General features: G+C 61.7%; 16 protein-coding genes, 1 pseudogene and 1 riboswitch. Of the genes and pseudogenes, 12 read left to right on the plus strand and 5 right to left on the minus strand.

Annotation, left to right across the window (positions count from 1 at the left end):
• The first annotated feature begins 124 nt into the window (after nt 1–124).
• Nucleotides 125–1,750, plus strand: a complete 1,626-nt coding sequence (locus tag ACVHNU_RS04950; protein ID WP_473019127.1) for a methyl-accepting chemotaxis protein — start codon at nt 125–127, stop codon at nt 1,748–1,750.
• Nucleotides 1,751–1,943: 193 nt separating this feature from the next.
• Here ACVHNU_RS04950 and ACVHNU_RS04955 read toward each other — a convergent pair whose 3' ends face one another.
• Genes ACVHNU_RS04955 through purM form a run of 3 tightly spaced genes read right to left on the minus strand, consistent with a single transcriptional unit; the run spans nt 1,944 to nt 4,371 of the window.
• Nucleotides 1,944–2,657, minus strand: a complete 714-nt coding sequence (locus tag ACVHNU_RS04955) for a DUF3108 domain-containing protein (RefSeq protein ID WP_103521559.1) — start codon at nt 2,655–2,657, stop codon at nt 1,944–1,946.
• An 8-nt stretch (nt 2,658–2,665) separates the two neighbouring features.
• The gene (purN, locus tag ACVHNU_RS04960; protein ID WP_003223038.1) at nt 2,666–3,313 is read right to left on the minus strand and encodes a phosphoribosylglycinamide formyltransferase; all 648 of its coding nucleotides are present in this window, start codon (nt 3,311–3,313) and stop codon (nt 2,666–2,668) included.
• Nucleotides 3,313–4,371, minus strand: coding sequence for a phosphoribosylformylglycinamidine cyclo-ligase (gene purM, locus ACVHNU_RS04965; protein ID WP_003223039.1), 1,059 nt, complete (start codon nt 4,369–4,371; stop codon nt 3,313–3,315). The genes purN and purM overlap by 1 nt, the downstream gene beginning before the upstream one ends.
• Before the next feature lie 374 nt (nt 4,372–4,745).
• Here purM and ACVHNU_RS04970 point away from each other — a divergent pair, with 374 nt between their 5' ends.
• The 5 genes from ACVHNU_RS04970 to ACVHNU_RS04990 all read left to right on the plus strand — a co-directional run bounded on the left by ACVHNU_RS04970 (nt 4,746) and on the right by ACVHNU_RS04990 (nt 9,433).
• Nucleotides 4,746–5,804, plus strand: coding sequence for a DUF2066 domain-containing protein (locus ACVHNU_RS04970; RefSeq protein ID WP_262142805.1), 1,059 nt, complete (start codon nt 4,746–4,748; stop codon nt 5,802–5,804).
• A gap of 31 nt (nt 5,805–5,835) precedes the next feature.
• Nucleotides 5,836–6,909 carry an AI-2E family transporter gene (locus tag ACVHNU_RS04975; protein WP_473019128.1) on the plus strand — a complete coding sequence of 358 codons (1,074 nt, stop codon included), beginning with the start codon at nt 5,836–5,838 and terminating at the stop codon, nt 6,907–6,909.
• A gap of 219 nt (nt 6,910–7,128) precedes the next feature.
• Nucleotides 7,129–7,833, plus strand: coding sequence for a DnaA regulatory inactivator Hda (hda, locus tag ACVHNU_RS04980; protein ID WP_003223042.1), 705 nt, complete (start codon nt 7,129–7,131; stop codon nt 7,831–7,833).
• Nucleotides 7,834–8,058: 225 nt separating this feature from the next.
• Nucleotides 8,059–8,676 (plus strand): C40 family peptidase, encoded by a 618-nt coding sequence (locus ACVHNU_RS04985; RefSeq protein ID WP_003223044.1) that lies wholly within the window; start codon nt 8,059–8,061, stop codon nt 8,674–8,676.
• 220 nt (nt 8,677–8,896) lie between these two features.
• Entirely contained in the window at nt 8,897–9,433 is a 537-nt protein-coding gene (locus ACVHNU_RS04990) for a C40 family peptidase (protein WP_027614054.1), read from the plus strand.
• Between the two features lie 129 nt (nt 9,434–9,562).
• Here ACVHNU_RS04990 and ACVHNU_RS04995 read toward each other — a convergent pair whose 3' ends face one another.
• The gene (locus ACVHNU_RS04995) at nt 9,563–10,876 is read right to left on the minus strand and encodes a PQQ-dependent sugar dehydrogenase (protein ID WP_473019129.1); all 1,314 of its coding nucleotides are present in this window, start codon (nt 10,874–10,876) and stop codon (nt 9,563–9,565) included.
• Between the two features lie 66 nt (nt 10,877–10,942).
• Nucleotides 10,943–11,528, minus strand: a pseudogene (locus ACVHNU_RS05000) (hypothetical protein).
• 164 nt (nt 11,529–11,692) lie between these two features.
• Nucleotides 11,693–11,922, plus strand: a riboswitch (cobalamin riboswitch).
• Between the two features lie 81 nt (nt 11,923–12,003).
• Between ACVHNU_RS05000 and cobO the strand changes: the two are divergent.
• Genes cobO through ACVHNU_RS05030 form a run of 6 tightly spaced genes read left to right on the plus strand, consistent with a single transcriptional unit; the run spans nt 12,004 to nt 17,997 of the window.
• Nucleotides 12,004–12,615, plus strand: a complete 612-nt coding sequence (gene cobO / locus ACVHNU_RS05005; protein WP_003223053.1) for a cob(I)yrinic acid a,c-diamide adenosyltransferase — start codon at nt 12,004–12,006, stop codon at nt 12,613–12,615.
• Complete coding sequence (locus ACVHNU_RS05010; RefSeq protein WP_473019130.1) at nt 12,612–13,961, plus strand: cobyrinate a,c-diamide synthase; 1,350 nt, start codon at nt 12,612–12,614, stop codon at nt 13,959–13,961. Before cobO ends, ACVHNU_RS05010 begins: the two co-directional genes overlap by 4 nt.
• A 47-nt stretch (nt 13,962–14,008) precedes the next feature.
• Nucleotides 14,009–14,659, plus strand: a complete 651-nt coding sequence (bluB, locus tag ACVHNU_RS05015; protein WP_473019131.1) for a 5,6-dimethylbenzimidazole synthase — start codon at nt 14,009–14,011, stop codon at nt 14,657–14,659.
• Entirely contained in the window at nt 14,656–15,564 is a 909-nt protein-coding gene (cbiB, locus tag ACVHNU_RS05020) for an adenosylcobinamide-phosphate synthase CbiB (protein WP_473019132.1), read from the plus strand. The genes bluB and cbiB overlap by 4 nt, the downstream gene beginning before the upstream one ends.
• Nucleotides 15,557–16,549: a threonine-phosphate decarboxylase CobD gene (gene cobD, locus ACVHNU_RS05025; protein ID WP_473019133.1), complete on the plus strand. Its 993-nt coding sequence runs from the start codon at nt 15,557–15,559 to the stop codon at nt 16,547–16,549. The genes cbiB and cobD overlap by 8 nt, the downstream gene beginning before the upstream one ends.
• The gene (locus ACVHNU_RS05030; protein ID WP_473019134.1) at nt 16,546–17,997 is read left to right on the plus strand and encodes a cobyric acid synthase; all 1,452 of its coding nucleotides are present in this window, start codon (nt 16,546–16,548) and stop codon (nt 17,995–17,997) included. The genes cobD and ACVHNU_RS05030 overlap by 4 nt, the downstream gene beginning before the upstream one ends.
• Nucleotides 17,998–18,021 lie beyond the last annotated feature (24 nt).

Consider the following 18,021-nt stretch of genomic DNA (forward strand, 5'->3'; position numbering starts at 1 on the left):
GCGTTAGAAGTATCAAGGCCTTTTGATATCAGCTTTTCGTCTTACGCAATTCTTCGCCGGGCCGATACCTTCTAAGGCAACCAGCTGCAGGGTTGATGCAGCGCTTTTGGAAGGAACCAAAGTAATGAGCATCCGTAGTCTCAACATCGCGCCGCGTGCCGGCCTGGGTTTTGGTGTACTGGCGCTGATGGTATTTGCCTTGGGGGCGTTCGCCCTGCTGCAAATGTCGAACATGCGCGCCCAGTCCGATGAGGTCGACAACAACTGGCTGCCGAGCGTGATGGCGGTCGGCGAGATGAGTCAGGACATGCTGCGCCTGCGCGCGCTGACCATGCGCCTGCTGCTCAATCGCGATCTGCAGGCGCTGGAGCAGAACGTTACCAAGATCAATGAGCTGCGCGGTGTTTTGAGCGAGGCGCAGCAGCGCTATGACGTGCTGATCGTATTGCCCGAGGAGCGAACGCTGTTCGATCGCTTCAAGGTCGCCGAGCACAAATATCTGGAGCTGCAGGCGCAGGTCATGCAGTTGTCTGCACAGAATCGTGTCGAGGAGGCCGCAACGATCCTCAACGGTCAGATGAGCCCTTTGGCTGACGACATGGCGGTGACCCTGAAGGAGCTGGTCGAGCTGAACAAGCACAACGCTAACCTCGCTACCGAAGCCGCGCGGCTGGTGTTTATCAATTCGCGGGTGTGGGTCGGGGTGATGATCGGTATTACGGCGCTGATCACCATCGGTCTGGCGTTGCTGTTGACCCGCAGTATCGTCCTGCCTCTGGCGCAGTCGCTGGGCGTGGCCGAAGTGGTGGCCGGCGGCGATCTGACCGGCGATATCAGTATTTCCGGGAAGGACGAGCCGGCGCGACTGCTGCAGGCGCTGAAAAGCATGCAGCACAACCTGCGCGACACCATCCGGCAGATTTCCGAGTCGTCCAGCCAACTGGCTTCGGCGTCGGAAGAGCTGAGCTGCGTCACCGAGGACGCTACGCGCGGGCTGCACCAGCAAAGCCTGGAGATCGAGCAGGCCGCCACGGCGGTCAATCAGATGACTGCCGCCGTGGAAGAGGTGGCGAGCAACGCCGTGGCAACCTCCGAAGCGTCACGCGAGTCTGACCGCATTGCCCAGCATGGGCGCGAGCAGGTCCGGCAGACCGTCACTTCAATCGAATCGCTGGCCGAGGATGTCACGTCCAACGCAACGCAGGTCGAGGATCTGGCGCAGAAGGTTCACGGCATCAGCAAGGTGCTCGATGTGATCCGCTCGATTGCCGAGCAGACCAATCTGCTGGCGTTGAATGCGGCGATCGAGGCGGCACGGGCCGGTGATGCTGGTCGCGGGTTCGCAGTGGTCGCTGATGAAGTGCGGGCGCTGGCGCATCGCACTCAGCAATCGACTCAGGAAATCGAACAAATGATCGGTGGCATTCAGCAGGGCACCGATTCGGCGGTGAGCTCCATGCAGCAGAGCAACATCCGTGCGCATTCGACCCTTGAGCTGGCCAAGGCTGCAGGTGTGGCGTTGGAGGAGATCGCCTCAGCGTTCACCTTGATCAACGAACGCAACCTGGTGATCGCCAGTGCCTCGGAGGAGCAGGCGGCGGTGGCGCGGGAGGTGGATCGCAATCTGATGAACATCCGCGATCTGGCGATGCAGACGTCGGCGGGGGCGAATCAAACCAGTGCGGCGAGCCAGGAGTTGTCGCGGCTGGCAGTGGATTTGAACAATATGGTGGCCAAGTTTTCGGTCTGAGCTGACCCTTGATGATTGCACTCACCCCCTGTGGGAGCGGGCTTGCTCGCGAAGGCGTTGTATCAGATACATCTTCGTTAGCTGGCAGACCGCTTTCGCGAGCAAGCCCGCTCCCACAGTGATTGTGTGTCACTTGGGAATTGCACGCACAAAAAAGCCCCGCATCTGCGGGGCTTTTCGTTGTAGCGGCGGATCAGCTGCCTTTGACAGGCTTGCCGTTGACCGTACCGTCCTGGAGCATGATGTTGTACTCCTTGCCGTCGGTTTCGACCTGTTGCAGGCGGACCAGCAGGTAATCCCAGTCCTTGGCGAACCACAGGACAGTGATGCGCTTGCTTTGTGTCGGGTCGCGCACGCGCTCGACTTTGATCGCATCGATCTGGCCGGCCTTGGTGTCGACTTTCTCGGCACCCAGTACACGGAAGTCATAGGTATCGACATCGCTGCCATCGACCACTTGATAGCTCATGGTCTTTTTGCCGGCGGCCAGGTCGTGCTGCAGTGCCAACTGGTAGGTGGATTTGTCGACCATGCCACGGTTCAGTGCAACCTTGATAGGATCGCCGCGATCGGTGCCGGTGACCATCTTGGCATTCCAGTCGAAGTCCAGATCCATTTTCTTGGTTTTGCCCAGACCACCACGTTCGAAGTGGTAGGACTGTGGCAGCAGTGTGTCCTTGTCCAGAGTCAGGGTGCTTTCTTCGGTCAGGCTGGCGATCATCATCGACGCCTTGAAGCTGAGTTTCCAGACGCCGTTGGCTTCCTTGGTCAGGCTGCGTTCGGCGGTGCCGCTCATGGGCAACTGTTTCCAGTCGGCGGTGTAGCTGGCGGAGAACGGTTGAAGGTCTGCCGCCTGCGCGAAGGGCAGGGCGAACAGAGCGCAAGCGAAGAGCAGGGCGCGACGCATAAAATCTCCTAGTGTCGAATCAAGTGGCCGCTGGCCGCGAGTAACTGGCCATCCAGTAAAGCACCTTGTTCACCAAGTGCCAGCCGGCCTTCGGCAAACCAGCGCACGGCCATCGGGTAGATCAGGTGTTCCTGGACATGCACTCGCTGCGCAAGTGTCTGCGGCGTGTCGTGCAACTCTACCGGTATTACTGCCTGTACGACCAGTGGTCCACCATCGAGTTCCTCGGTGACGAAGTGCACGGAGCAGCCGTGCTCGGCATCGCCGGCCTCCAGCGCGCGCTGATGAGTGTGTAACCCTTTGTATTTGGGCAGCAGCGACGGGTGGATATTGAGCAGGCGACCCTGGTAGTGACGCACGAAATCAGCGCTGAGAATGCGCATGAAGCCGGCCAGTACCACGAGTTTCGGTTTGAATTCGTCGATCAGTTCGATCAGGGCAGCATCGAAGGCCTCGCGACCTTCGAAAGCCTTGTGATCCAGCGAGCGGGTGGCGATACCCGCGTCACTGGCGCGTTGCAGGCCGTAGGCGTCGGCGCGGTTGGAAATCACCGCAGCGATGCGAACCGGGCTGTCGCCGGTCCGCGTGCTGTCGATCAGAGCCTGCAAGTTACTGCCGGTGCCGGACAACAGCACCACGACATCACAGGTAGGCATTAGTGAGCCTTGAGGTTTTTCAGCTCGACCTGTGCAGCGCCTTCGGCAGCGGCAGCGATCTGGCCGATGACCCAAGGCTGTTCGCCGGCGTCACGCAGGGTGTTCAGGGCCACTTCAACGTGCTCCTGAGCCACGCAGATCACCATGCCCACGCCGCAGTTCAGCACGCGGTGCATTTCGGTCTCGTCGACATTGCCTTTCTCTTGCAGCCAGTCGAAGACCGCCGGGCGAGTCCAGCTGGCCACGTCAACCACGGCCTGAGCGCCTTTTGGCAGAACGCGAGGGATGTTGTCCAGCAGGCCACCGCCAGTGATGTGGGCCATGGCTTTGACTGCGCCGGTGTCTTTGATCAGCTTGAGCAGCGGCTTCACGTAGATGCGGGTCGGAGCCATCAGCAGGTCGGTCAGCGGTTTGCCGTCGAGCTGGATGTTTTCGATGTCAGCGCCGGACACTTCGATGATCTTGCGGATCAGCGAGTAGCCGTTGGAGTGCGGGCCGGACGATGGCAGGGCGATCAGTGCGTCACCGGTGGCGACTTTCGAGCCGTCGATGATTTCAGCCTTTTCCACGACGCCGACGCAGAAACCGGCCAGGTCGTAGTCTTCGCCTTCGTACATGCCAGGCATTTCAGCGGTTTCGCCGCCGACCAGCGAGCAGCCGGACAGTTCGCAGCCGGCGCCGATGCCGGTCACAACCTGGGCAGCGGTGTCGACATTCAGTTTGCCGGTGGCGTAGTAGTCGAGGAAGAACAGGGGCTCGGCACCGCAGACCACCAGGTCGTTGACGCACATCGCAACCAGGTCGATACCGATGCTGTCGTGCTTGTTCAGGTTCAGCGCCAGGCGCAGCTTGGTGCCAACGCCGTCGGTGCCGGAAACCAGTACAGGCTGCTTGTAGCCGGCCGGGATTTCGCAGAGGGCGCCGAAACCGCCCAGGCCGCCCATGACTTCCGGGCGCGCAGTGCGCTTGGCGACGCTCTTGATGCGTTCGACCAATGCTTCACCGGCGTCGATGTCTACACCGGCGTCCTTGTAGCTCAGGGAGGGTTGCTTGCTCATGATCCAGGCCTTTAGGGGAGGGGATTCAGGGGTAACGACCGAGTTCAGCGGGAACATCGAAATCGAGAGGGCGATGGCCTCACGCGAATTTCGGGGTGCCCGGCTGTTGCCGGTCTGCGAAGGCGCGCGATTTTATCAGGCTTGAGGGGCAGCGGCCATCCTCGTGCCGACGGGCAGGGGCATAATCGGTGGAAATTTTTTGCAATTGTGCCGGGTAGCTGCCTGTATAAGGTGTGGCAATTAACCGTCTATCGTTATCACTGTGCAAAAAGTTACCGCTGCCGTGTGAATGTTTTGCGATGGCAGATTGTCACAGCCTTGCTTAACCGGTTCACGCGGCCTGTTCCAGCCGCTCCTGTCGACGGGAATTTTCCATGCGTTTTTGTAAATTGTTGGTTGTGGGTTGTTTGTCGGTCGTCAGCCTGGCGAGTCATGCCGAAAACCTCAAAGGTCTTTATCAAGTACGCCAGCCGGTGAGCAGTCAGGCCCCGGAAGAGCGTGATCGCGCCACGCAGGCGGCGCTCGATACGCTGGTGTTGCGTCTGACCGGTGACCCCAAGGCCCCGCAGAATCCGGGGCTGGCGGCGATTCGCAAGGACCCGCAGCAGATCATCAGCCAGTTCGGTTTCGATGCCGGGCCGCCGGAGGTGCTGAAAGTCGATTTCGATCCGGCCACCACCGAGCAGGCACTGCGTCGGGCCGGGCTTTCGTTGTGGGGCGCGAGTCGCCCGTCGATTCTGAGCTGGTGGCTGAACGATTCGACTGAAGGCTCGAGTCTGGTCGGCGACGGTCAGGCAGCGGCTGCGCCATTGCGTTCTGCGGCTCAGCATCGTGGCTTGCCGCTGCGTTTGCCGCTGGCGGATCTGAGTGAGCAATTGGTCGCCACGGCGCCGGTGCTCGATGGCACCGATCCCGCGCCTTTGCGCGGGGCCTCGGAGCGTTACGGTGCAGATGCCTTGCTGGCGGTGCATGCGCACGAACAGGGCGGGCAGTGGCAAGCCAGCTGGCATCTATGGCTGGGCGATCAGAAAGAGGCCGGTAGTGTGCAGGGCGCCGATCAGGCCGCGGTGGCCGATGCGGTGATGCTGGCGGTGGCCGAGCGTCTGGCGCCGCGATTTGTCGCCAAGCCTGGCGCTTCGGGTCAACAGACGCTGGAAGTGCAGGGCATGAATCTTGAGCATTACGCCACGCTGCTGCGGTTACTCGAACCGTTCGGTGTGCGTCTGCAAAGTGTCGAGGGTGATCGCATCGTGTATCGGGTCAACGGCAGTGCCGATCAGTTGCGTTCGCAATTGTCGCTGGCGAAGTTGCAGGAGTTGCCGGCCGAAGCACCGACGCCAGTGGCAGCGCCGCAGCCAGCCGTCGCAGGTGCGGCGCCTGTTGCGGCTCAGGCGCCTGCACCGGTAGCGCCTTCGTTGCGGTTTCGCTGGTAAGTCTTTCCTTATATAGAAGCAGGAGTGATACATGGCCGATTCGCGGCGTTGGTTCTGGCTCGGTGGGGTAGTCCTGCTTTGCGCGTTTGTCTGGTTGCTGCATCCGATCCTCACGCCGTTTCTGGTGGCGTTGCTGCTGGCGTATCTGTTCGATCCGCTGGTGGATCGTCTGGAACGTCTCGGCATGTCCCGCACCTGGGGCGTGATCGCGGTGTTTGCGTTGTTCACTCTGATCGTCACGACGTTGCTCTTGGTGCTGGTGCCGATGCTCGCCAAGCAGTTGGTGCGCTTGTACGAACTGGCACCGCAGATGCTCGACTGGCTGCAGCACACTGCACTGCCGTGGGCGCAGTCGAAGCTGGGGTTGTCGGACGGCTTCTGGAAGTTCGACAAGGTCAAGGCAGCGATCAGCGAGCACATGGGCCAGACGACCGACATCGTCGGTGTGGTGTTGAGTCAGGCGACGGCCTCGAGTCTGGCGCTGATCGGCTGGCTGGCGAATCTGGTGCTGATTCCGGTGGTGAGCTTCTACCTGCTGCGCGACTGGGATGTGATGATGGCCAAGATCCGCAGCCTGCTGCCGCGTGATCGTGAAGAAACCATCGTCTCGCTGGCGGGTGAATGCCACGAGGTGCTCGGCGCGTTTGTGCGCGGACAGTTGCTGGTGATGCTGGCGCTGGGCGTGATCTATGCGGCAGGCCTTATGATTGTTGGTCTGGAGCTTGGGCTGTTGATCGGCCTGATCGCAGGCCTTGCGGCAATCGTGCCGTACATGGGCTTTGTGATCGGCATTGGTGCGGCGCTGATTGCCGGGCTGTTCCAGTTCGGTGGTGATCTGTATCCAATGATCGGCATCGTTGCAGTATTCATGATTGGTCAGGCGCTGGAAGGCATGGTCCTGACGCCGCTGTTGGTGGGTGATCGGATTGGTCTGCATCCGGTGGCGGTGATCTTCGCGATTCTGGCCGGCGGTGAGCTGTTCGGCTTTACCGGCGTCTTGCTGGCACTGCCGGTGGCGGCGGTGATCATGGTGCTGGTGCGTCACGTGCACGATCTGTACAAGGACTCGGATATCTACAGCGGGACAGATGAGCCCGAGTTGTAATCCGATCACGGGCGGCCCGGCATTGCGCCGGGTTGGCCTGCGTTTTGCGCAGGGTTCGCACGGCAGCGCGTCAGAGAAACTGTCATAAAACCAGCGCATTAACGCAAACCTTTGATTTTGCTTGGGGTCTGTCGCATTGTGCGCTCCGCTTCACGGGTATAAACTTCGCAAACTTTACACAGAGGCCACTAACGGTTCCTTGAGAACTGTTCAGTCAGCATGAAACCGATTCAGCTGCCCCTAGGTGTGCGTCTGCGTGACGACGCCACCTTCATCAACTACTACCCAGGCGCCAATGCCGCTGCACTCGGCTATGTCGAGCGCCTATGCGAAGCCGACGCCGGCTGGACCGAAAGCCTGATCTACCTGTGGGGCAAGCATGGGGTAGGGCGTACGCATCTGTTGCAGGCGGCTTGCCTGCGTTTCGAGCAGATGGGTGAGCCAGCGGTTTATCTGCCACTGGCCGAGCTGATGGATCGTGGTATCGAAATCCTCGACAACCTTGAGCAGTACGAACTGGTCTGCCTGGATGACTTGCAGGTGATTGCCGGCAAGGCAGACTGGGAAGAGGCGATGTTTCATCTGTTCAACCGTCTGCGCGACAGCGGTCGGCGCTTGCTGATTGCTGCCTCAACCTCGCCACGCGAGTTGCCGGTGAAACTGGCCGACCTGAAATCGCGCCTGACCCTGGCGCTGATCTTCCAGATGCGCCCGCTTTCCGATGAAGACAAATTGCGTGCCCTGCAATTGCGCGCTTCGCGTCGCGGTCTGCACCTGACCGATGAAGTCGGACACTTTATTCTGACCCGCGGCACCCGCAGCATGAGTGCATTGTTCGACCTCCTCGAACAGCTGGATCAGGCCTCGTTGCAGGCGCAACGCAAGCTGACGATTCCGTTCCTTAAAGAAACCCTCGGCTGGTAGCCAGCCCTTGAAATACGCGGGCTGGAGCACGTTTCGGCATATTTCAGGCGCCAGAAAATCCGCTTTTCCGCACCGTGTGCAGACCGCGTATCGATTCAAATGGGCTTAAGCGCTTAGATGTAAACGAGAAACCGGGAAGTCACAAAAAGATCGATTGAATTTGCAAATGAGGCCGATAGCGGGCATAGTCTCGGCTTCTTTACAACTTCAGCCACGGTCGTGCCCATGCTAAATCGCTTCGCACCCCTCGTGCCTCTCGCACTCGTCACCCTGTTGTTCGGTTGCGCTGCTCATTCTCCAGTTCAAGAGCAGCCTCAACAGGTTAAAAATTCTGCCACTGCCCAGTCTTCCGTTATTTACCAGGAAGAGCTGGCCACCGAAAAAGAACTCGCCGATTTCAACGGCAAGAAGCCATACGAGCTTCCGGTTCTGGCCGACAGCATCCTCGAACGCGGCATGTCCCTGATCGGTACCCGTTACCGTTTCGGCGGTACCTCTGAAGCCGGTTTCGATTGCAGCGGTTTCATCGGTTACCTGTTCCGCGAAGAAGCCGGCATGAATCTGCCGCGCTCCACTCGCGAAATGATCAACGTGGATGCCCCGCTGGTCTCGCGCAGCAACCTTGAGCCGGGCGATCTGCTGTTCTTCGCCACCAATGGTCGTCGCGGTCGTGTGAGTCACGCCGGGATCTACCTGGGTGACAACCAGTTCATCCATTCCAGCAGCCGTCGCAGCGGCGGTGTTCGCATCGACAGCCTGGGTGATAGCTACTGGAGCAAGACCTTCATCGAAGCCAAACGCGCCCTAGCGATGGCACCGACCGTGGTCACCGCTCGCAAGTAATTCCTCCGTTGTCGCCACGTCCGTGGCGACAAAAACGGTGCCCGGCCAGGGAGTAGACCTAGACTTTACAAGGTGAAGTTAAAGTCTTACTTGAAGTTTGCCGCGTAGCCGCTAGAATCCTGTATCTATATTGATGGCAAACCGCCTGCGTGCTCCGCAGGCGGTTTTGTTTCTGTCCATTCGGCAGAGAAAGCCGCAGCCAGATCAGGATGTTCTGCTTATGACGATGTCGGCCCGCCTCACAGTGATCTTCTTCGCAGCGCTGCTCAGCGCCTGCGCCAGCCGCACTCCGCCGCCTGCGCCCGTCGTACGCGCCCCGGTGGTGTTCGGGCCTTCCCAAGCTTTTTCGCCTGCTGCTGAAGACGTGCTGTTTCGTGCGCTGGGCCTGGTTGGCACGCCTTATCGCTGGGGCGGCAACACACCAGACTCCGGGTTTGATTGCAGTGGCCTGATCGGTTTCGTCTACCGCGATGCCGCCGGTATCTCGTTGCCGCGCTCTACCCGCGAGATGATCGTGATGCAGGCGCCGAATGTCGGCAAAGAAGGGTTGCAGACCGGCGACTTGATCTTCTTCGCCACCAATGGCGGCTCGCAGGTCAGTCATGCGGGGATCTACGTCGGGGAAGGGCGTTTCGTGCATGCGCCGGCGACGGGCGGCACGGTGAAGCTGGACAGCCTGTCAAAGGCGTACTGGCAGAAGGCGTATCTGAGTGCCAAGCGGGTGTTGCAGCCGGAGCATCTGGCGCATAACCCGTAAACGCTGAAAATCTAAATGTGGGAGCGGGCTTGCTCGCGAATGCGATGTGTCATTCATCCATGATGTTGAATGACCTGACGCTTTCGCGAGCAAGCCCGCTCCCAAATTTGTTATGTGTCGGGCCCTGATTTATTTAGTGGCCGACACCCGCCAAACCTTGTTCCCCACATCATCCGCCACCAGCAAACCACCTTGCTGGTCGATCACCACCCCCACCGGGCGGCCCAAGGCGTTCTCATCCTTGTCGAGGAACCCGGTCAGCACATCGATCGGTTGTCCGTTCGGCTTGCCGGCGGCGAACGGTACGAAAATCACCTTGTAGCCACTGTGCGGTTTGCGGTTCCACGAGCCGTGCTGGCCGATGAAGGCGCCCTCCTTGAATTGCGCCGGCAGGCTGTTGCCATCGGCGAACGTCAGGCCCAGCGAGGCGGTGTGTGGGCCAACGGCGTAGTCCGGGGCGATGGCCTTGGCCACCAGATCCAGATTCTGCGGCTTCACCCGCACATCCACGTGTTGACCGTAATAGCTGAATGGCCAGCCGTAAAAACCGCCGTCCTTGACCGAGGTGATGTAGTCCGGCACCAGGTCGCTGCCGATTTCGTCACGCTCATTCACCGCTGTCCACAGCGCACCCGTGGTGGGTTCCCAGGCAAGACCGTTGGGGTTGCGGATGCCCGAGGCGAAAATCCGGTGGTTGCCAGTGGCGCGATCGACTTCCCAGATCGCTGCGCGACCTTCTTCTTTATCCAGACCATTCTCGCCAACGTTGCTGTTCGAGCCGACGGTGACGTACAGCTTGCTGCCGTCCTTGCTGGCGATGACGTTCTTGGTCCAGTGGTGGTTCAGCGTGCCGCCCGGCAGGTCGGTGACTTTGATCGGCTGCGTCTTGATCTCGGTCGCGCCGGGTTCGTAGTGGAAACGCAGCAGGCGATCGGTGTCAGCGACGTACAGGTCATTGCCGACCAGGGTCATGCCAAACGGCGAATTGAGGTTTTGCAGAAACACCGTGCGCGTTTCGGCCACGCCATCGTGGTCGGCGTCGCGCAGCAGGGTGATGCGGTTCGGGCTCGGCACGCCAGCACCGGCCTTGCCCATGACTTTCTTCATCACCCAGCCACGAATGCCGGCGCTGTCATCGGGTTTCGGTGGGGCGTTGGTTTCCGCCACCAGCACGTCGCCGTTGGGCAGGACATAGAGCCAGCGCGGATGGTCGAGGCCTTCGGCAAACGCTGCCACTTGCGTGCCGGCTGCGGCGGTCGGTTTGCCGCCGGCGGGCCAGCCGATCGCCGGGGCGATGTTCACCGTCGGGATCAGGGTTTTGTTCGGTTCAGGCAGTTTCGGTGACGGGCCGGTGCCGTCGGAAACTTGCAGGCTGGAGGATTCACCACAGGCGGCGAGCCCTCCGGCGAGGGCGATGACGAGAGCGAGTTGGGTTTTGCGCATTACTGATCTTCCCTATGAATGCATGCCTAATCATAGAGGAGTGTGCGCACCCGATGGTTCAACCGCTCAACCGCGGGCCTCTTTGAACAGCACGGCCGATGCCCGGGTGATAGTTGCCCGCTTCGCTGCGCAACTTGCGGTAGGCGTAGGGGAAATACCAGGCCACTGCGCAGCAGTGTTCCTTTTGCAGGTCGTCGACCATGTCCTGCAACTCTTCGGGGCTGGCGCTGTGCTGGGCCTTCTGCGGGGCGACGAACAGGCAGCCGAGCTTGAGGTCGCTGGCAAAACTGATGCGTTTGGCGTCGCTGGTGATCTCCAGCAGAGCCTGGGTCAGGTTGAGGTTGTTGACTCGCGGCCAGCGCTGGGTCGCCTGAAGGTAGGCGCGGTCTTCGGCCCCGGCGATGAACAGGTCGGCGCGGGCGTTGCGTTCGCCGTCCTCGTTCTGTTTGCGCGTGGCGGTATCGCAAAGGGTTACCAGCTCGGCCATCCATGCCGCCGCGGAGAGCAGTCCGAGATTGGCTTTCTCGTCATGCCAGTAGGGGGTGTCGTTGTCGCCGCGTACAGCGTTGTAGCGGTCGATACAGTCAAACCAGCGTTCAAGCATCGGGCGCAGGAATTCCAGGCGCGGGTTGCTGATGATCATGCCTTGCATCGTCATCATCCTTATTGTTGTGATGTGCTTTTTCAACCAAAAGCATGGCTCTTTGATATCACTTGTCTCAGTGTGGCACAAGATTGGCGTCAGATAATTGATCGGCGGCAGTTATTCGCCCGACGGCCCCCTCTTTAATTGACGCTCCACCCCCAACCCTCTAACCTTCGCGGCTTGTTTCAGGTGCTCTGTGACCTGTGTCGACAGAGTGAAACAGGGAAGCCGGTGAGGGTTGTCTTCAGGCGAAGAACGATCACGATCCCGGCGCTGCCCCCGCAACGGTAAATGAGTGAAAACTGTGCATTGAGCCACTGTGTCGACGACGCGGGAAGGCGCGCAGTCAGGCGATTCGCCGCTCATGAGCCCGGAGACCGGCCTGATCCATCCAGCGGCATCACGGTGGGCGATGCCAGGCTTTTTGCCGTCTATTCTTGTGCCTGCCCGCCGTTATCCAGCCTCAACGGAGAGCTCCCCCATGACCGATTCCCCCGAGCGCGACGAACGCCATCTGGCGCGTATGCAGCGCAAAAAAGCCGTGATCGACGAACGCATCGCCAATTCGCCTGACGAATGCGGCCTGGTGCTGGTGTTGACCGGCAATGGCAAAGGCAAAAGCAGCTCGGCGTTCGGCATGCTCGCCCGCGCCATGGGCCACGGCATGCAGTGCGGCGTGGTGCAGTTCATCAAAGGCCGCAACAGCACGGGCGAAGAACTGTTCTTCCGCCGCTTCCCCGAGCAAGTGCGCTTTCACGTGATGGGCGAGGGCTTCACTTGGGAAACCCAGGATCGCCAGCGCGACATCGCTGCCGCCGAAGCCGCGTGGGCCGTATCCCGCGAGTTGCTGCGCGACCCGTCGATTGGCCTGGTGGTGCTGGACGAACTGAACATCGCGCTCAAGCACGGCTACCTCGATCTGGATCAGGTGCTCAGTGACTTGCAGGCGCGTCCGCCGATGCAGCACGTGATCGTCACCGGTCGCGCGGCCAAGCCGGAAATGATCGAGATGGGCGATACCGTCACCGAAATGGGCATGCTCAAACACGCCTTCCAGGCCGGCATCAAAGCGCAGAAAGGCGTCGAACTTTGAATCAACCACGTCACTGCCCGGCGGTACTGATTGCCGCGCCGGCCTCCGGTCAGGGCAAGACCACCGTCACCGCCGCGCTCGCTCGCTTGCATCGTAACCAAGGGCGCAAGGTGCGCGTGTTCAAGTGCGGCCCGGATTTCCTCGACCCGATGATTCTCGAGCGCGCCAGCGGTGCGCCGGTGTATCAACTGGACATGTGGATGGTCGGCGAGCAGGAAAGCCGCCGGCTGTTGTGGGAAGCCGCCGCCGAAGCCGATCTGATCCTGATCGAAGGCGTGATGGGCCTGTTCGACGGCACGCCATCCAGCGCTGATCTGGCGCGGCATTTCGGCGTGCCGGTGCTCGGCGTGATCGACGGTACCGCCATGGCCCAGACCTTCGGCGCATTGGCGTTGGGGCTGGCGCGCTATCAGCCGGACTTGCCGTTTGCCGGCGTGCTGGCCAACCGCGTCGGCACTTTGCGTCATGCGCAATTGCTCGAAGGCAGCCTCACCGAAGGCTTGCGCTGGTACGGCGCATTGTCCCGGGAAACCGGGATCGAGTTGCCGAGCCGCCATCTCGGTCTGGTACAGGCGAGCGAACTGAATGACCTCGACCTGCGCCTCGACGCCGCCGCCGAAGCCCTGGCCAGCAGTTGCGAGGTAGCGCTGCCACCGGCCGTGGCATTCGCCGCGCCCGAAGTGAACCCTGCTGAACCGCTGCTCGATGGCGTGCGCATTGCTGTCGCTCGCGATGAGGCTTTTGCCTTCACCTATGGCGCCAGTCTCGATCTGCTGCGGGCGATGGGCGCCGAGTTGAGTTTCTTCTCGCCGATCCGCGATACCCAATTACCCGAGGCCGACAGTCTGTATCTGCCCGGTGGTTACCCGGAATTGCACCATGTCGCGCTGGCGCAAAACACCGCGATGCTCGACGCGATCCGTGCGCACCACGCCGCCGGCAAACCGCTGCTCGCCGAATGTGGCGGCATGCTCTATCTGCTCGACGCGTTGACCGATGTCGACGGCACCCGTGCCGAACTGGTCGGGCTGCTGCGCGGTGAGGCGGTGATGCAAAAACGTCTGGCGGCACTGGCACTGCAAGCGGTGGATTTGCCGGAAGGTTCGTTGCGCGGTCACACCTATCACCATTCCCTGACCAGCACCGATCTGACGCCGATTGCCCGAGGCCTGAGCCCGAACGGCGGGCGTGGGGCCGAGGCGGTTTATCGGCAAGGGCGGATGACGGCGTCGTACGTGCATTTCTACTTTCCGTCGAATCCGACGGCGATTGCCGCGTTGTTTGCGCCAGAATGTCAGGCCGCCTTCGCGAGCAAGCTCGCTCCCACAGGGGATCGCGTTTCTTGAGCAAGCACCCCGTCCAATGTGGGAGCGAGCCTGCTCGCGAAGAGTCCATGACCGACAACGCATTCACCGAAGCCGAGCGCCAGGCCGTCTACCGTGCCATCGCCGAACGCCGCGACATGCGCCACTTCACCGGCGGCACGGTCGAACCGGAGCTGCTGCGCCGCCTGCTCGAAGCCGCGCATCAGGCGCCCAGCGTCGGCCTGATGCAGCCGTGGCGCTTCATCCGCATCAGCGATCGCGCCTTGCGCGGGCAGATTCAGCACCTCGTCGAAGAAGAGCGCATCCGCACCGCCGAAGCCCTCGGCGAGCGCAGCGACGAGTTCATGAAGCTCAAGGTCGAAGGCATCAATGATTGCGCCGAAGTGCTGGTCGCAGCGCTGATGGATGATCGCGAAAAACACATTTTCGGCCGTCGTACGCTGCCGGAAATGGACATGGCCTCGCTGTCCTGCGCGATTCAGAATCTGTGGCTGGCGTCCCGTGCCGAAGGACTGGGCATGGGCTGGGTGTCGCTGTTCGAACCGCAGGCACTGGCCGATCTGCTGCAGTTGCCGGCCGGGGCCAAGCCGCTGGCAGTGTTGTGCCTGGGCCCGGTCAAGGAATTCTATCCGGCGCCGATGCTGGTACTCGAAGGGTGGGCGCAGGCGCGTCCGCTCAATGAGTTGCTGTACGAAAATTATTGGGGAGTGAGTCAATGAGTGTGGCGTTGTTGAGTGTCGCCGCGGTCGCGCTGGATGCGCTGCTGGGTGAACCGAAACGCTGGCATCCGCTGGTGGCGTTCGGCAATTTTGCCGGGCGCATCGAGCGCCGTTTCAATGCAGGCGGGCGTGGCTGGCGCAGTCACGGGGTCACTGCGTGGGTGATCGCGGTATTGCCGCTGACCTTGCTCGCCACTGCGTTTTCCTGGGCACCGTACGTGGGCTGGATCGTCGAGATCCTGGCGCTGTATTGCGCCCTCGGCATGCGCAGCCTCGGTGAGCATGTCGCGCCGGTAGCCGCGGCCTTGCGCGCTGATGATCTGCAAGAGGCGCGCAAACGCGTCGGCTATCTGGTCAGTCGCCAGACCAGCGAACTGGACAGCACCGCCGTCGCTCGCGCCGCGACTGAATCGGTGCTGGAAAACGGCAGTGACGCGGTGTTCGCCGCGCTGTTCTGGTTTGTCGTGGCTGGTGCGCCGGGCGTGGTGCTTTATCGCCTGAGCAATACCCTCGACGCGATGTGGGGCTATCGCAACGAACGCTTTGAGCGCTTCGGCTGGTGCGCGGCAAAAATCGACGACGTGCTCAACTACATTCCGGCCCGGCTGGTGGCGCTGACCTACGCGCTGCTGGGCAACACCCGGCTTGCCTGGAAATGCTGGCGCACTCAGGGGCCGCAATGGGACAGCCCTAACGCCGGTCCGGTGATGGCGGCCGGTGCCGGTGCATTGGGTGTCGAACTGGGCGGGCCGGCGATCTATCACGGCGAACTGCATGAGCGTCCACAACTGGGTGAGGGGCCGCCAGCCGATGCCGATTCGATTGATCGCGGCTGGCAATTGGTCCAGCGCGGGGTATGGTTATGGCTGCTGATTCTCTGCGTGGGGGCTGAATTCTATGCTTGAGCACGGTGGCCGGCTGCGCAAGGCTGCACTCGATTACGGGATTGCCGAGGCTGACTGGCTCGACCTGTCCAGCGGCCTCGCGCCGTGGCCATTTGCGGTGCCGGAGATCCCGTTGCGCGCCTGGGCACGCTTGCCGGAAACCGATGACGGACTGGAGCAGGCCGCGTGCGATTACTACGGCGCCTCGCAGGTGCTGCCGGTGGCCGGTTCGCAAATGGCGATCCAGTTGCTGCCGCGTTTGCGTCGCGCCGGCAAGGTCGGCGTGTTGTCGCCGTGTTATGCCGAGCACGCCGAAGCCTGGCGCCGCAGCGGTTACATCGTGCGCGAAGTGCTGGAGCAGGAAGTCGAATTCTTTCTCGACAGCCTCGACGTGCTGGTGGTGGTCAATCCGAACAACCCTACAGGCCTGAGCCTGACCCCGGCGCGGCTGCTCGATTGGCACGCGCGGCTGGCTCAGCGTGGCGGCTGGCTGGTGGTCGATGAAGCGTTCATGGACAACACGCCGCAGCTGAGTCTGGCGCCGCATACCCACCAGATCGGTTTGATTGTGCTGCGCTCGTTCGGCAAGTTTTTCGGTCTGGCCGGAGTGCGTCTGGGCTTTGTGCTGGCCGAGCGCAAATTGCTCAGATTGCTCGCCGAACAGGTCGGCCCCTGGGCGGTCAGCGGGCCGACGCGGGTGCTCGGTCAGGCCTGTCTGCAAGACACCGAAGCGCAGACCCGGCAACGTATTCGCAGCGATGAGGCCAGTGAACGTCTGGCGCTGCTGCTGGAGCGCTACGGCTTCAAACCCCACGGCGGTTGCGCGTTGTTTCAGTGGCTGATCACCGAGCACGCGGCGGCGCTGCACGAATTCATGGCCCGGCGCGGCATCCTCCTGCGCATCTTCGTTCACAACAGCAGTTTGCGTTTCGGTCTGCCCGCCAACGCCGCTGAAGAAGCGCGTCTCGAACACGCGCTGCAAGCCTTTGCCAAGGAATTGAAATGACCACCCTGATGGTGCAAGGCACCACTTCCGATGCCGGTAAAAGCACGCTGGTGACGGCGCTGTGCCGCTGGGCCACCCGACAGGGTGTGGCGGTGGTGCCGTTCAAGCCGCAGAACATGGCGCTCAACAGCGCAGTGACCGCCGACGGCGGCGAGATCGGCCGGGCGCAAGCGGTGCAGGCGCAAGCGGCGCACCTCGAACCGCACACCGACATGAATCCGGTGCTGCTCAAGCCCAACAGCGACACCGGCGCGCAGGTGATCATCCATGGCCGCGCGGTCACCAGCATGAACGCGGTGGCGTATCACGACTACAAAGCCATCGCCATGCAAGCGGTGCTCGCGTCGCACCAGCGACTCAGCGCGGCGTATCCGCTGGTGATGGTCGAAGGCGCTGGCTCGCCGGCCGAGATCAATCTGCGTGCCGGTGACATCGCCAACATGGGCTTTGCCGAAGCGGTGGATTGCCCGGTGCTGCTGATCGCCGACATCAATCGCGGCGGCGTTTTCGCTCATCTGGTCGGCACGCTTGAACTGCTGTCGCCGAGCGAGCAGGCGCGGGTCAAGGGCTTCATCATCAACCGTTTTCGCGGTGACATCGCCTTGCTGCAACCAGGCCTCGACTGGCTGGAACAGCGCACCGGCAAACCGGTGGTCGGCGTGCTGCCGTACGTGATGGATCTGCACCTGGAAGCCGAGGACGGCATCGACCAGCGCCAGACCGACAAAGCCGAACAAGTGCTGAAAGTGGTGGTGCCGGTGCTGCCGCGCATCAGCAATCACACGGACTTTGATCCGCTGCGTTTGCATCCGCAGGTCGATCTGCAATTCGTCGGCCCGGGGCAGGCGATTCCGGCTGCCGACTTGATCATCCTGCCCGGCTCGAAAAGCGTGCGCAGCGATCTCGCGTATCTGCGTGCCAATGGCTGGGACGCGGCAATCAATCGGCACCTGCGTTATGGCGGCAAGTTGCTGGGGATTTGTGGTGGTCTGCAAATGCTTGGCGAGCAAGTACACGATCCGCTGGGCCTGGAAGGCGCGCCGGGATCCAGTGTCGGTCTGGGTTTGCTGGCGTTCGAAACCACGCTGGAAGCCGAGAAGCAATTGCGCAATGTGCGCGGACGTCTGGCGCTGGAAAGCGCCGAGGTCAGTGGCTATGAAATCCATGCGGGCGTGACGCTGGGGCCGGCGCTGGAGAACGCGGCGGTGCATCTGGATGACGGCCGTTGTGACGGTGCGCAGAGTCTGGACGGGCAGGTGTTCGGTACTTATCTGCACGGCTTGTTCGAATCACCGCAAGCCAGTGCCGCGTTGCTGCGCTGGGCCGGGTTGAGCGATGTGCAGGAGGTGGATTACCACGGCTTGCGCGAGCGCGATATCGAGCGGCTGGCGGATCTGGTGGAGCAGCATCTGGATACCGGGCTGCTGCGTCAGCTCTGCGGGATTTGAGGTGGATTCATCGCGAGCAGGCTC

This window comes from Pseudomonas sp. Ors-4-3C, from assembly GCF_055755035.1.